This is a genomic window from Paenibacillus sp. J31R109 (genome assembly GCF_059692055.1).
Window position 1 is genome coordinate 442,295 of record NZ_JCAUAR010000003.1, and the last position, 14,656, is coordinate 456,950.

Annotated in this window: 14 protein-coding genes; 1 reads left to right on the forward strand and 13 read right to left on the reverse strand. The window is 45.1% G+C overall.

The window, feature by feature from the left end; all coding sequences use genetic code 11:
* Window position 1: 1 nt before the first annotated feature.
* From AC58QT_RS11790 to pdhA, 3 genes are read right to left on the reverse strand one after another with little or no spacing between them, the layout of a single operon-like run.
* Window positions 2-1,339 carry a dihydrolipoamide acetyltransferase family protein gene (locus AC58QT_RS11790; RefSeq protein ID WP_497409148.1) on the reverse strand — a complete coding sequence of 446 codons (1,338 nt, stop codon included), beginning with the start codon at window positions 1,337-1,339 and terminating at the stop codon, window positions 2-4.
* Between the two features lie 33 nt (window positions 1,340-1,372).
* Window positions 1,373-2,353 carry an alpha-ketoacid dehydrogenase subunit beta gene (locus tag AC58QT_RS11795; RefSeq protein ID WP_056610497.1) on the reverse strand — a complete coding sequence of 327 codons (981 nt, stop codon included), beginning with the start codon at window positions 2,351-2,353 and terminating at the stop codon, window positions 1,373-1,375.
* A gap of 56 nt (window positions 2,354-2,409) precedes the next feature.
* Complete coding sequence (gene pdhA, locus AC58QT_RS11800) at window positions 2,410-3,492, reverse strand: pyruvate dehydrogenase (acetyl-transferring) E1 component subunit alpha (RefSeq protein ID WP_310502727.1); 1,083 nt, start codon at window positions 3,490-3,492, stop codon at window positions 2,410-2,412.
* A 216-nt stretch (window positions 3,493-3,708) separates the two neighbouring features.
* On the opposite strand from pdhA, the gene AC58QT_RS11805 reads away from it, so the two are divergent.
* The gene (locus AC58QT_RS11805) at window positions 3,709-4,440 is read left to right on the forward strand and encodes an alpha/beta hydrolase (protein ID WP_497409149.1); all 732 of its coding nucleotides are present in this window, start codon (window positions 3,709-3,711) and stop codon (window positions 4,438-4,440) included.
* On the opposite strand, the gene AC58QT_RS11810 is transcribed toward AC58QT_RS11805, so the two are convergent.
* The 10 genes from AC58QT_RS11810 to AC58QT_RS11855 form a co-directional block, all read right to left on the reverse strand.
* Window positions 4,432-5,253 carry a lipoate--protein ligase family protein gene (locus AC58QT_RS11810; protein ID WP_497409150.1) on the reverse strand — a complete coding sequence of 274 codons (822 nt, stop codon included), beginning with the start codon at window positions 5,251-5,253 and terminating at the stop codon, window positions 4,432-4,434. The two genes, AC58QT_RS11805 and AC58QT_RS11810, sit on opposite strands and share 9 nt — an antisense overlap.
* A gap of 78 nt (window positions 5,254-5,331) precedes the next feature.
* Complete coding sequence (locus tag AC58QT_RS11815; RefSeq protein ID WP_497409151.1) at window positions 5,332-7,152, reverse strand: peptidoglycan D,D-transpeptidase FtsI family protein; 1,821 nt, start codon at window positions 7,150-7,152, stop codon at window positions 5,332-5,334.
* A gap of 138 nt (window positions 7,153-7,290) precedes the next feature.
* Window positions 7,291-9,468, reverse strand: coding sequence for a methyl-accepting chemotaxis protein (locus tag AC58QT_RS11820; protein ID WP_497409152.1), 2,178 nt, complete (start codon window positions 9,466-9,468; stop codon window positions 7,291-7,293).
* 301 nt (window positions 9,469-9,769) lie between these two features.
* Entirely contained in the window at window positions 9,770-11,053 is a 1,284-nt protein-coding gene (locus tag AC58QT_RS11825) for a peptidase U32 family protein (RefSeq protein WP_497409153.1), read from the reverse strand.
* Between the two features lie 28 nt (window positions 11,054-11,081).
* On the reverse strand, window positions 11,082-12,008 hold the full coding sequence (locus AC58QT_RS11830; protein WP_497409154.1) for a peptidase U32 family protein: 927 nt from the start codon (window positions 12,006-12,008) through the stop codon (window positions 11,082-11,084).
* Window positions 12,009-12,034: 26 nt separating this feature from the next.
* Window positions 12,035-13,132, reverse strand: coding sequence for an endolytic transglycosylase MltG (gene mltG / locus AC58QT_RS11835; protein WP_497409320.1), 1,098 nt, complete (start codon window positions 13,130-13,132; stop codon window positions 12,035-12,037).
* A 126-nt stretch (window positions 13,133-13,258) separates the two neighbouring features.
* Complete coding sequence (locus tag AC58QT_RS11840) at window positions 13,259-13,558, reverse strand: DUF1292 domain-containing protein (RefSeq protein WP_310502734.1); 300 nt, start codon at window positions 13,556-13,558, stop codon at window positions 13,259-13,261.
* A complete protein-coding gene (locus AC58QT_RS11845; protein WP_056610485.1) occupies window positions 13,555-13,863 on the reverse strand; it encodes a DUF1292 domain-containing protein in 309 nt (102 codons plus the stop codon). Before AC58QT_RS11845 ends, AC58QT_RS11840 begins: the two co-directional genes overlap by 4 nt.
* Window positions 13,864-13,869: 6 nt before the next feature.
* Window positions 13,870-14,286, reverse strand: coding sequence for a Holliday junction resolvase RuvX (gene ruvX / locus AC58QT_RS11850; RefSeq protein WP_068665576.1), 417 nt, complete (start codon window positions 14,284-14,286; stop codon window positions 13,870-13,872).
* 17 nt (window positions 14,287-14,303) lie between these two features.
* Window positions 14,304-14,564, reverse strand: a complete 261-nt coding sequence (locus AC58QT_RS11855) for an IreB family regulatory phosphoprotein (RefSeq protein ID WP_028555746.1) — start codon at window positions 14,562-14,564, stop codon at window positions 14,304-14,306.
* Between the last annotated feature and the right edge of the window lie 92 nt (window positions 14,565-14,656).

The following is a 14,656-nucleotide window of genomic DNA, read 5'->3' on the forward strand; positions in this document are numbered from 1 at the left end:
GTTACACCTCCAAGACGAGAAGCTCTGGATCAGCCAGAAGCTGTTTGATGTAGTTCAAGAAGCTTTGTGCTGTCGCTCCGTCTACGATACGGTGATCGAAACTCAAGGAAAGCGCCATAACGTGTCCAACAGCGATTTCTCCGTTTTTCACAACTGGTTTCTCTGTGATACGGCCTGCACCCAAGATCGCAACTTCTGGGAAGTTGATAACTGGTGTGAAGAACATACCGCCAACAGAACCGATGTTCGTGATGGAAATCGTGCCGCCTTTCATTTCGTTCGGAGACAATTTGCCTTCGCGACCGCGAACAGCCAAGTCTTTAATCGCTGCTGCGACGGACCAAACGTTTTTACGGTCAGCATCATGGATAACAGGAACGAGCAATCCGTTGTCTGTATCTGTAGCGATTCCGATGTTGTAGTACTTTTTGTAGACGATTTCTTGCTTCTCTTCGTCGATCATGGCGTTCATAACCGGGAATTGACGGCAAGCTGCTACCAATGCTTTCACGATGAAAGGAAGGTAAGTCAGTTTCACGCCTTTTTTCTCTGCCAGTGGCTTCGTACGTGTACGAAGAGCGACTAGTGCCGATACGTCGATCTCATCCATCAATGTCACGTGCGGAGCCGTGTACACGGATTTAACCATCGCGTTCGCGATGATCTTACGGATGCCTTTGAACGGAATCCGTTCTTCGACGCGATCGCCTACGACTACCTGCTGCGCTGCAGCAGCAGGTGCTGTTTCACCAGCTGCAGCTGGAGCTGAAGCTGCTTCGCTTGCTGCTGGAGCTGCGGCTGTGCCAGCTCCGCCAAAGCCTTCCACGTCCTCGCGTGTCACGCGGCCGTGCTTACCTGTAGGCGTCACCTCTGCGAGTGTGATGCCTTTTTCTCTTGCAAGCTTGCGGACGCTAGGCGTCGCAAGCACTTCACGGCCAGCGCCAACTGATGTCGGCGCTGGTGCTGCTGGAGCAGCTACCGCAGGCGCTGCTGCTACCGCTACTGCTGCTGGAGCTGGTGCAGCAGCAGGTGGAGCTGTTGCCACGGCTGGAGCCGCGTGGCTGGAGCCGTGATGCATCGAAGCTGCAGGCATCTCGCCAGTCACTTCAATCGTCATCACAAGCTCACCGATTGTGCAGACTTGTCCATCTTTGACAGCAACGCTGACGATCTTGCCTTCAACCGGACAAGGAACTTCAACGACTGCTTTATCATTCTGTACTTCCATAAGAATCGTTTCGTCAGTTACGGTATCACCCGCTTTAACTAACATTTTCACGATCTCGCCTTCATGTATGCCTTCACCAAGCTCTGGGAACTTGTATTCAAACAATGCCACGTGTACGACCTCCTGTACCTTCGACTGGGTGAATTAAAATTCGAGTACTTTCTTAATTCCAGCGATTACGCTAGCTGGACTTGGCAACCAAGCATCTTCGATTTGTGCGAAAGGATATACCGTATCTGGTGGTGAAATACGCAGAACTGGCGCTTCCAAATGAAGAATTGCTTTTTCATTAATTTGAGCAATTACCTCTGCAGCTACTCCAGAAGTTTTTTGCGCTTCTTGAACGATGATGGCACGATTTGTTTTCTTAATGGATGCCACAATTGTATCAATATCCAATGGAAGAAGTGTACGAAGATCGATAACTTCGACTTTCACACCTTCTGTTTTTTCGATTTCTTCAGCGGCTTTCATGGACGTGTGAACCATAGCGCCGTAAGTAATGATCGTAACGTCAGAACCTTCTTTAACCACATTCGCTTTACCAAGCTCGACTGTGTATTCACCTTCTGGTACTTCGCCGCGGAAAGCACGGTATAAGTTCAAATGCTCCATGAAAAATACAGGGTCATTATCACGAATTGCTGCGATTAGAAGTCCTTTTGCATCGTAAGGGTTGGAAGGAACAACGACTTTAATTCCTGGCGTTTGAACCAAAAGACCTTCAAGTGCATCTGTGTGAAGCTCAGCTGCTTTTACACCGCCGCCAAATGGCGTACGGAATACGATTGGTGAGTTGTAACGACCACCGGAACGGTAACGCATACGAGCTGCTTGTACGCAGATTTGGTCAAGTGCTTCGTAAATGAAACCTACGAATTGGATCTCAGCGATAGGGCGGAAACCTTGAACGCCTAAACCAACCGCAAGTCCGCCGATTGCGGACTCAGCAAGAGGCGTATCGAATACGCGCTCTTCGCCGAATTCTTTTTGTAAGCCTTCTGTTGCACGGAACACGCCACCAACGTTACCAACGTCTTCACCGAACAAAATAACATTAGGATCTCTTTCTAATTCTACGCGCATCGCGTCTTTTATCGCTTGAATCATTGTCATTTGTGCCATGACTACTCTGTGCCTCCTAAATGTTTTCGTAAGAAAACTTGTTTCGAACGTTCACTCTATTTGTATAATTCTTTTTGTTCTTCCAAATGAGAAGGCGTTACTTCGAACATGGAGTCGATCAAACCAGCGACTGTCATTTTCTCTGTCTCTTCTGCTTTTTTGATGTGCTCAGCAACAGTAGCTTTCGCTTCTTCTTTCACTTGAGCTTCTTCTTCTTCGCTCCAAAGACCTTTTTTCGTCAAGAACAAACGCATACGTGTAAGCGGATCTCTTGGCTCCCAATCGGACTCTTCGTCTTTGGTACGGTATTTCGTTGTATCGTCGGCCAAGGAATGTGGACGGAAACGGTATGTCAACGCTTCGATCAACGTAGCGCCTTCACCTCTGCGTCCTCTTTCAGCAGCTTCTGTAACAGCTTGAACAACAGCTAGAACGTCCATACCGTCTACTTGCACGCCTTTGATACCCGCAGCAACGGATTTATGTGCAACAGAAAGTGCTCCTGTTTGTTTCGAGTAAGGTGTTGTAATCGCGTAACCATTGTTTTGTACAAAATAAATGACAGGCAGCTTGAATGCTCCAGCAAAGTTCATGCCTTCGTAGAAGTCACCTTCAGAGCTTCCGCCGTCACCTGTGTAAGTAATCGCTACACGCGGTTGATTGCGTTTCTTGAACGCCATAGCAACACCAGTTGCGTGAAGAATTTGTGCGCCGATAATAATCTGCGGCATAAGTACATGAACATCTTCCGGAATTTGTCCGCCGTGTTGATGACCGCGGGAATACAAGAATGCTTGATACAGCGGAAGACCGTGCCATACAAGCTGCGGCATATCGCGGTATCCTGGGCAGATGAAATCATCTTTATTCAATGCAAATTCGCTACCAATCATGGATGCTTCTTGACCGGAAACAGGAGCATAGAAACCGAGGCGTCCTTGACGACCTAGATTTACTGCTCTTTCATCCCACACGCGTGTGAAGACCATTCTTCTCATTAATTCTTTTAGTTGTTCATCGCTAAGTTTAGGCATTTTATCGGGATTTACGATTGTGCCGTCTGGAGCAAGAACCTGCAATGGCTCAACCTTTTCTGTGGTCACTTCATAATTTGCTTGGCTGACAAGTGGCTTACTCATACCATTTCACCTCTTATATGATTTTGGTGCCTACTATCTGGACTTCTGTTATAGTATTATTATAATCCTGTTTTGGTGAATTGTACACCAGCAATGGCGGGGTATCTCACCTTTTTTCACGATCATGAATAGTACAGTTCGCGAAAATATATAATACAGTTTACAAAGAATTAACAACTGCTATAATACACTTTCCCTAAGACAAGGAGATCCACAATGTCAGATGACTCCCGTTTGTATAAGCGTACTATTGTAAAAGATGAAGTAACCTCGAACTTGCTCGGAGAAAATCGTCCCCTGCGGATCTATCTTCCTCCTGGCTATAACGAGCTGCTCTCCTATCCCGTGATTTACTGTCAAGATGGTGAACAGTTCTTTAATTTCGGTCGGATTGCTACCACGATGACACGTTTGATCCTTGATGAGGATTTGGAACCTGCCATTGTCGTAGGTGTCGATGTGAATAATGCGAATCGAACATCCGAATATGCGCCTGAAGGCGAACGTCACGATGCTTATTGTCAATTCTTCGCAGAAGAGCTCCTCCCTTATGTAGAAAGTCGTTATCCCGTCCGAACCGAGCGATCCGAACGCATCCTGGCAGGGGATTCACTTGGAGGAACAGTTTCCTTGCATCTCGCCTTAGATTATCCTAGCCTTTTTTGCCGAGTTATATCCTTGTCCGGCGCATTTTTCGACATTACGCGTGAACGCATCAAGCAAGAGGACGACTTGTCTTGGCTTGAGATATATATGCTCATTGGAACTGATGAAACAGATGTGACTACGGAGCGCGGTACTTTCGATTTTGTTAGAGAAAACAGACTGACACACACCTTTCTCCAAGACAAAAAAGCCACGCTTCACTATATAGAGAAGCCCGGCAAACATATATGGGGGTTTTGGCAAGTTGAATTGCCTGAAACACTGCATTATTTCTTAGGATGAGATAGCATAGCGATCCTTCATCAGCGTAATCATCGCTTCAATCTGGGATTCGTCGGGATAACCGGCGATATCCTCAGCTTGACTGAGCTGTATACCGCGACTAGTCATCACTTGACGTAACTGCTCGACAAACTGCTCTGCTGTTAATGGCAGGTCTAAACACTCTGTAAGGCTCGACATGCTCTCCTGCACGACAATCGGATAATCTTGTTTGGCAGCTGCTTCTGCAGCCCTCTCATAAAACCCACGAGCTAAGGCAGCCTTCTGCTCGCCGCGGCCCTCTACGATTAGGAAAGCTTGTACAGAGATAGCGAGCTGCTGTCTGCGCTGTGCGATGCCACAGAATTTGCGCCCTCCAATGCTCAAATCAAATTCCCCTGGACAGAAAGAACCGATAATCTCCCCTTGGTCAATACGATCCGTAACAGATACCATGATCTCTCGAATCAACTCGACCATAAGATCAAAATCTTTGCGATGTTCCATACCTCCAGCTTCTTTCGGAAGCAGTAACGAAATATTCACGACTCCCGCATCTAGGGGCACCGCAGCTCCACCAGAGTTGCGCACAGCTGTATCATAACCTTGGCTTCGCAGCCACTCGTCCGCTAGCGCTGCATGGGGCAATCTGCTGTCTCTTAGCCCCATAACGAAGGCGCGCGGGTGCCGCCATATATGTAAGATGGGAGGTGCTCCTTGCCCAATTGCACGGCACAAGAGTTCTTCTAAAGCAAAAGCATATAAGATAGGTTTAGGTTCTTGGTCATTGGAACGATCAAGAATTCGTAAGGATGAAGGCAGTTGGATCGCCATAAGGTTTAAGTCTCCTGAGTTTTAGTATATGTGTCACCAGCGTAGGCAGCCAAATAGGCTTATCCTTCATCATACCTGTTATTTGCTGTTTGACAACCCTTGGCTTGCCAAAATGTCCATGATCCCCTTGAATAACGGAATCGCCTTATTACTTTCCGTCGGGTCTGTATTTTTGATAACAACCGAAACGGCATACTTCGGGCTTTCCACGGGGCCATAGCCGATAAACCATTGGTTCACTTTCTCTTGAGTCCCATTTTGAATTTGGGCAGTCCCTGACTTGCCTGCCAGCTTCCACTTGGCATTTTGCAATCCTTGACCCGTTCCTTCCGTAACGACCTCCCGCATCCAATTGAGAAGTGTACGACTCGTTGCGGCAGATATTTTACCTTCTTTTGCAACTAATGACTTCACAGGAAATGATTCCATCTCACGCCCCGTTTGATAGCGAATTTCTTGCACAATACGAGGCATAAAGCCCTTCCCGTCATTCAATAATGTCACGACCATATTCGATGCTTGCAGCGGTGTCATTCGGACATCCCGTTGTCCAATAGCGGTTTGCATCAGAACACCTTCATCATTCTCAGGGGTATGAGCAGCAAATAATTGTCCTGCCTCCTCGGCATCGAATTGTTCCAACACGGCTCTTGTATCGGTCTTCCCTGTCCAACCTACTTCATTCAAAACACCAAGCTTATTCGCATACGCCTCTAATTGTGAAGCCGTAAGTCGCTGCATGACGTTCGCAAATACAATATTACAAGATTGTGCAAAGCCCTCTTCTAAGGTTAAAGGCCCGTGCCCCTCTTTTCGCCAGCAAGTGAACCCATACTTCCCAAGCGCCCCTTCACAATCAAATGTTTCTGTTGGCGTAACCACTTTCTCATCCAGTGCTGCCGCTGCCACAATGGTCTTGAAAATAGAACCAGGCGCCGTCGCTTTGAGCGTATAATTACTCCAATTCTTACTAGCAAGATCGACTTGCAAGGGATTATAGTTGGGTCTGCTTGCCATCGCTATGACATCGCCATCCGAAGCTTCTTGAACGACCGCAGCACCTTCGCGAATCCCCAGCTTATCCATCAGTGCTTCTATTTGCAGCTGTACACGGCTGTCTAACGTGGTAATTAACTTCACAGGGTAAAAGGAGTTGTCCGGGGCTATCATCCGTGCGTCTAATCCCGCCAGAGGCCTCTTGCCTGCATCTGTAAAGTAGGAGATGGAGGTTTCACCAACACCACGAAGCCAAGTGTCGAATGACTTCTCCAGTCCAGACCCTCCAATTTTCGTTGTCAGCGATACTTTTCCTTTGTCCAGGTCCGAGCCGTAGATTTGCATCACACGATCAGGATTTTGTCCAATAAAGCCAACTAGTTGTCGCGCGGTCATTCCAGCTGGATAGCGATTCTCCATTTCAACAACTTTTACGTTCGCTAACCCCAACCCATCGATCTCTGTTACTTGCTGTGCGCTGAGTGAGAGTGCTTCTCCCCCATCTTGCGTTCCCCATACTTGAGGTTCTTTCAAATTACGCGCAAAAGCAACCCACCTATCTGTACTCGTCTGTAAAATACGAGCTAGCTTACTTACCTCCTGCCCATTCATCGCATAATCGCTGTTAATAGGAAACGCGACCAATGCTTTCACAATTTTCCCAGTCAAAGGTTGAAGATTCCGGTCCAGAATTTCACCTCGCCCACTTTCTAGAACAAGGGCACGTTGTCGCTGGATCACAGAATTTTTCACCAGATTGATTCCCCGAGATGAGTAGCTTTCTGATGCGACGATTTGTATCCAAAATAACTTTCCTAAAATACCAAGAAATAAGAGTAGAATCAAAAAGAGCATCAAAAACATACGCCTTTTTTCCATCGCAGATAATTGATTATCCTTCATAGCATGAACCCCTTTTAACTTCCAAAATAACCGTCACTCCTTCCAGTATCGGCATTCTGGCATCACAACAAACTGCTTCTACGCTGTGAAAAGACAAAAAAATCCACCCTCCTAACGGAGAGTGGATGCCATTCGTTATTACACTTCGAATTTGGATAATGTATCGGTCAATGATTGCGACAATTGATCTAGCTTGTCCGACAATTTCACCAAGCCATCACTAATGCTCAGCTGTTCGGAGCTCAGGGAAGCAACTTCCTCGGATGTAGCCAGTGATTCCTCGGCAACTGCACTGACGTTTGTCATGGCATCTGACAGAACCACTTGTGATTGTTCTAACGTAGAAATAGAATCACTCACTGTGCTCAACTGAACAATAAAGCCGCCCATATGATTCGTTACTTGTTTGAAAATCGTATCTGCTTCTTTAACAGCCATAATTTGCTCTTGGAAGATTGGGGTTGCTGTCGAAAGAACCTTAACCGTTTCATCGATCTCGCCTTGAATCGTTTCCGTAATTTGTCCAACAACATCGATGGATTGTTTAGACTGATCAGCAAGCTTACGAATTTCATCCGCGACGACCATGAAGCCTTTACCCGCTGAACCCGCACGTGCGGCTTCAATTGTAGCATTCAAAGACAAGATATTCGTTTGTTTCGAAATGTTATTCAAAAGATCCAAAATTTTACGGATCGAACGTGTACTTTCTTTTAAACGATCGACTTTATCCACCATAGAACGAATCATTTCTTCCGTCAGATTCGTCTTGGCAATGAGCTCAGACATATACTTCGTTCCAAGCTCACTGGACGTTTGTACATCAGCTGCCGCAGTTCCCATCTCAAGGTTGGCTTCAATAACTTGCTTCATTTGAATGCCGATATGGTGCGTTAGCTCGTTGCCTTTCTCCGACTCCGTCGCCAAACCGCCTGCGCCATTGGAAATCTCATCTGTCGCAACAGCAATTTCTCTAGCTGCTGTAGCAGTAACCTTTGAGGAATTCGTTAATTCTTGCGCTGTCTCAAATACCGCTTGAGCAGACGAACTTGTTTGTTGTACAAGTGACGTAATCTGCTGCATCATCACATCGAAGCTTGCACCCAGCTGCCCAATCTCATCTTGCGTCTTATAATTGGCGCGAACGGTTAACTTCCCTTTGGCACCTTGCTGCATCAGATTGCGCAGATTAATGAGTGGAGTTCCAATCATTCTAGCAACGATAATACCGATGATAACCGCAGCAATAGCCGCCAACAAGGCGATTAGGAGCGTGTAGTTATAGATTTTCTTCGCATCTTTCACAAGTGCGCTAACTGGAATATCACCAACCAAGTTCCATCCCGAAATTGCTGATTTGTAGAAAGCTACTAAGTGATCATCCTTCGTAATAAAGGATCCATGCTCTTCTTCAAGTTGCTCTTTCGTGAGTTGTACGGGTGAGTCTTTTGCAATTTCAGCCAAATCTTTAACAGCAATATTCTTATTCGCCGCATTCGTAATGATGACATTACTGTCATCGCCTAACGACATGCCACTTAACTCTTTCGTCAAAATATCCGTACTAAGCTCAATGACCAGTACAGCAGTTGACGAGTTCGTTAACGTGTTGCGCATCAGACGGCTGATCGCAAATGTATTCGTAGAGCTGCTGGAGTAACCTTTGGTTTGGCTATCTAACCATGTCACTTTACCTGCGTTCTCAACTGTGCGTTTAAACCAATCCGTTGATGCTGAATTGTCATTCACAGGAGCGCCGCCAGCGCCTGTAATCACGATCAATTTACCATCTGGACGGTACAAATGAAGAGTTTTAATTGATTTGTTAGAGAACGTAACGACGTTTAACTTTTCCGTTAATTGACGTGTAACATCCAGTGCTTCATAAGAGGATGCTTCTAACTTGGGAACCTTATCCAACAGTTCTTGCAGCTCTTTGTTAAGCATAATTTGCAGTGAGACATCATCAAAAGTTTGATATAGGAAATCTAACTTCTGACCTGCTTGTGTTACCGTTTGTAAACTGGACTCTGCTACCTTGTTCTTAATGACACTTTTGGAGACTGAATAGGAAATCATCCCTACTGTAAGTACGAAAAACAGGATACTTACGAAAAACATCAGAAATAACTTCATCCCAACTGATTTCACTGGATTTTCGAGCTTAATGTTGCTCGGACCTTTGAATGCATATGTACCATTCGGTGATGCTGAGCCACCATTCGTAGTCTCATCAGTTCGACCCCTTCGAACTTGTCCAGTTGCTTGAACTACTTTGTTTACAATAGCGCGGATACCTTGAAGTCTTTTTGTCATTTCGTTCACCACCATTAGTTTCTAATTAACCTTTTATAATTCTTACGCTCTTCATGAAAAGGTTTACATGCTTCGTCATAAACTGATTTCGACATGTATTTCCAATATCCTCTATAAAACGATCTAAAAGCACGAGAAAAACTTTCATCGCGGCTACCCAGGGGTGAGTGATCGCATATTGAGGCAATTTTACCACCAATACGACAATTATCGACACAAACCAACAATTATTTCGTCATGTTAGGCATAAAAAAGGAAGCTTTCTCCAATATAACCTACACTGGAGAAAGCTTCCATGGTACTATTTGCCTGTTTTCTTCCGCATCATATCCCACTTTTTTACAGGATTCTCGGTTTTTAGTCGAATCAATTGCAAAGGGTGTCTTGCAGCTGTTAATTCTTGGCCTGTTTCATCTTGAATAACACCAACGGATTGCTTGAAATGTGTACCATCTGGGCCAAAGAACTCAATTTCTTGACCGGGTTTGAAATGATTTCGTTGCTGAACAAGAGCAATTCCGGTTTCTGCGTTATAGTCCATTACCAAACCTACGAAATCGAAGCCGATAACCTTATCTTCCGGTTCAAAAATATGATCCTCATGACCTGGCGCTTCATAAAAGAATCCATCATTTAAAGGGCGATTCGCTGCTTTATGGATTTCATCCTGCCAGAGCGGATTCAGCTCGAAATGCGTTGGATCCTCGAAATAGGCATCAATCGCTTGGCGATAGGCGTTCACGACTGTAGCCACATAATGAATACTCTTCATTCTGCCTTCGATTTTGAAACTGTCTACGCCCGATTCGATCATATCCGCAATGTGATCAATCATACTCAAATCCTTAGAGCCCATCGTAAATGCATCGTCATCTTCTGCAAACATTGGGAAATCCGTCGCGAGTGGCGCATCCAGCGGCTGATCCTTTGTGAATAAATCATATTTCCAACGGCACGATTGCGAGCAACCGCCGCGGTTCGAATCACGATCCGTAAAGTGATTGGACAAAACACAACGCCCCGAGTAAGAACTGCACATAGCCCCATGAATAAAGGCTTCAATTTCAACTTCTACATGCGCTTTAATTTCATCGATCTCTTGCATGCTAACCTCACGCGCCAATACGACCCGTTCGATCCCTTGATCTTTCCAGAACTGCACCGTTTGCCAGTTCATGACAGACTGCTGTGTACTCACATGGACTTCTAAGTCAGGAGCAACACGTCGGCACGTTTCCATGATGATAGGGTCTGCAGCAATAATCGCCGAGATCCCCACTTCCTGCAATCCACGCAAGTACTCATCTAATCCTTCAATATCTTCATTATGTGCGTAGATATTCGTTGCCACGAATACCTTAGCCCCATATTGCTTAGCAAATTCGACGCCTTCACGCATTTCTTCTTTGGAGAAATTATCCGCATTGGAGCGTAAACCATATTTCTGTCCACCAATATATACCGCATCTGCGCCATAATGGATCGCAAATTTCAGTTTCTCTAAATTACCTGCTGGAGCTAACAGCTCCGGCTTATCAAGTCTTACACGCTTACCCCTGGCTCGTGCTTCTACGGCTGTCGTCATCTGGGAGAGCACCTTCTTTCTTTTTCAATCAATATACCTGTTCTTTATAGAAAAATCCGAAACTCAACTCACGCTCTGGATCCTGCAGCGCTACAATCGCATCCAGCCATTCTTGCTGAAATTCGTAACCTTCAGGATTCGCAAGATACGCATCAATCGCGGCGCGATAGCTTCTCACGACCGTTTCATTGTATTGGGAGGATTTGAGCAATCCTTCAATTTTCAAGCTATCAATATTCCCATCGATGAACTCAGGCAAATTTTCTAACATACAATAATCTTCCGAGCTCATAATGTGTGTACCATTGCGATCCTCATAGACGGGATAACGTTGGTCGCGGCGTTCATGCTCAATAAGGAATAGCCCCCGCTCCTTCGAGCGATTTTCTTCGGCTTGTTTCCCCTGATGGGCCATATAATTTTTGACAAGCTCACGCTTGGAATGATAAATATTCGTAATCCCATGAACTTGTACTTCAACAGCAATCTCAGCCTTTTCTTTAAAAGCTAATACTTGCTCCATATTCAGCTCTCTTGCTAATACGACGCGTACTGCGCCTTGTTTCCCCCAATAGTTCGCAGTGGCATAATTCGTAGAGGTCATCTCGGCATTCCAGTGCAGAGGCAATGGTGCAGCCAGTTGACGTACCGTCATGACTACCGCTGGGTCACCGAAAATGATAGCATCTACGCCATGTGACTGAAGGGCAGTTAAGTAATCTTGTAATCCTTCAAGCGTTTGATTATCTAAAATATTGTTAACCGCGACATAGACTTTTGCATTCCGTTCGTGTGCGTAAGCAACTGCTTCTCCAATCTCGTTCAGCTTCACTTCGCCAGGCAACCGAAGCCCGTAGCGATCTTCTCCTATAATAACAGCATCTGCACCTGCAAGGATCATTTTTTTCAACTCAGCAATTGAACCGCAGCTGATGACTAATTCTGGTCTTTTCACGTCATACTAACCTACCTTCTGTCAACTTAATTTGCAGTCTTCTTACTATTGGCAATATTCTTCTTGTGCTCCTCATAGGTTTCCGCAAACAAATGCCCCATGGTTCCATCCTTCTTCGTCACATAGAATACATATTTCGTTTCTTCTGGATAAATCGCTGCTTTAATAGAGGCTAGACTAGGACTTGCAATGGGACCAGGAGGCAATCCTGTATTCAAATACGTATTGTATGGACTTTGAATTTGCAAATCTTTTTCAAGTAAACGTTCCTTCGACTTATCGAATAAATATTGGACTGTCGCATCAATTTGAAGCGGCATGTTCATTTTCATTCTGTTCACGATGACACCTGATACTAGTGCACGTTCCGTATCGACAACAACCTCTCGTTCGATTAAGGAAGCAATCGTCAGCATTTGGTGTATGGACAGATTACGAGCCTTTAGCTTGTCCTTCCAATCAGGAGGAAGCGTCGCAAGCATCTTGTCTAGTTGTTCTAAAGAACGCTCGACGAATTCCTTTTCCGTAGAGCCTTTCTTGAATTCATAGGTTTCAGGGAAAATATAGCCTTCTAACCGATGTCTTAAATTCTTACTGTCGGGAATCGACGCTGTCGTATCCACTTTGAATTGGGATGGATCATCAACGACTTGCAGAAACGTCTCTTTCTTCCAAGTACTCTGCTCACTCATTTTGGCCGCAATTTGGTCGATAGTATATCCTTCTGGAATTGTGATACGAATCATTTCTTCCTTCACAACTTCACCTTTGTTGAGCTTATCAATCATATCTTCAAATGTCATGCCAGGCTTCATCGCGTACTCACCAGCCTGAAATTTGGATCCCTGCTTTTTGTACTTTAAATAGTACGTGAAAATGGAAGAATTCTTAATGAGACCTTTGGTTTCTAATTCATTGGCAATCTGTATGGAACTGGAGCCCTGTGGGATCGAAACTCGGACTTCCTGGTCTGATGCTTCAACTGGCTGCAATGCACTTGCGATAAACAATCCTACGCCAGCTGCCGTGCCCAGAGCTAGCAGCACAACGATACTGATGATAAGCAATACCCACTTTAGTTTACTGCGCTTAGGCTTGACTGATTCTTCTCGTCCATCATCCATATTCACAACGCTTTGATTCCTCCTAAGAATTTCGCTCGTTAAGTCTTTGGCTGTAGGTTACCTTACTCGTATTAACCATATGCACAACAAAACCGAGCGGATAATCTCCGCTCGGTTATCTTCTTCTTACAAGTCGTCTTGCTCAGGAAAAACCATCTCGTCGTATAGCTCCGAAACCGTTTCCCACTCATCGTCATCGTCAATGGTCACTAGTTCGTATTCTCCGTCATCGTTCGAGATAACACGAAAAAGAGCAACTTCCTCATCCTTTTTCAGTGCATCGGACTGCATAACGGCATACGTTTGGTTCTCATAAACGAATTCTTTTAGAAGATGATACACCGTCGACTCACTTTGGTCGTCAGACAACAGGATATCATCCCCGTAAGTTTTGCGCAATACATCAGAAGGTGTTGTCAAACTCATGCTTCTTCTTCCTCATCGAACTCCGCCATTAAGGTGTTGAACGTTTCTTCAACAATGTTCCACTCTTCTTCATCATCGATGGTGAAAAGCTTCAAATCCTCGCCGTCGTCGTCTTCTTCATAACGGAAGGCATACACTTCATCGGATTCTTCATCTCCGCCATCCGTAGGCACAACCATCATATATTTCTTATCTGAACCGTCCACTTCGAATTTCATGATAACCTCGAACTCTTCTTCGTTGCCTTCATCGTCCGGGATGTAAATGATTTCTGGTTCTTCTTCACGCAATTCTTCTTTGGACATGTTCATTCACCTCTTCATATTGGCATCCATATACCCTTGTAGAATAAGCTGTGCCGCCATTTTATCAATGACTAACTTCCGTTTCTTCCGACTTACATCTGCTTCTAGAAGCGTCCGTGTAGCGGCTACCGTAGTTAAACGCTCATCCCATAGGTGTACAGGTACACTAATCTTTTGTTTTAATTCTTCTGAAAAAGCAATTGCAATCTCGCCGCGGGGCCCAATCGTATTGTTCATATTCTTCGGCAACCCGACAACAACCTGCGATACGCCATATTCATTCACAATCTGTATAAGCCGTTCAATGTCTTCTCCCGGCTTATTACGGCGAATGACTTCAAGTCCTTGAGCCGTCCACCCGAGCTCATCGCTTAATGCGACACCGATGGTTTTATCCCCATAATCCAAGCCCATCCATCTCATGCTGGTTCTCTTTTCTTCTATTTGTGTTGGCCCAGATAAGCACGAACTAATTCTTCAATTAGTTCATCCCGTTCCCGTTTACGAATGAGGCTTCTGGCATTATTATGACGCGGAATGTAGGCAGGATCCCCGGAAAGCAAGTAACCAACAATCTGGTTAATCGGATTATACCCTTTTTCCTGAAGAGCATCATACACCGCCAGCAACACATCCTTCGGCGAAGTTTCGATCTCTTCCGCCTTCACATTGAACTTCATTGTTTTGTCCATGGAACTCATCAGGAGCACCCCACTTCCTTGTGACCTTGTAAAATATTTGGTAAAAAACTTGCGTTATACATGTGATATATTCTCTATGGTTTTAAAAATTC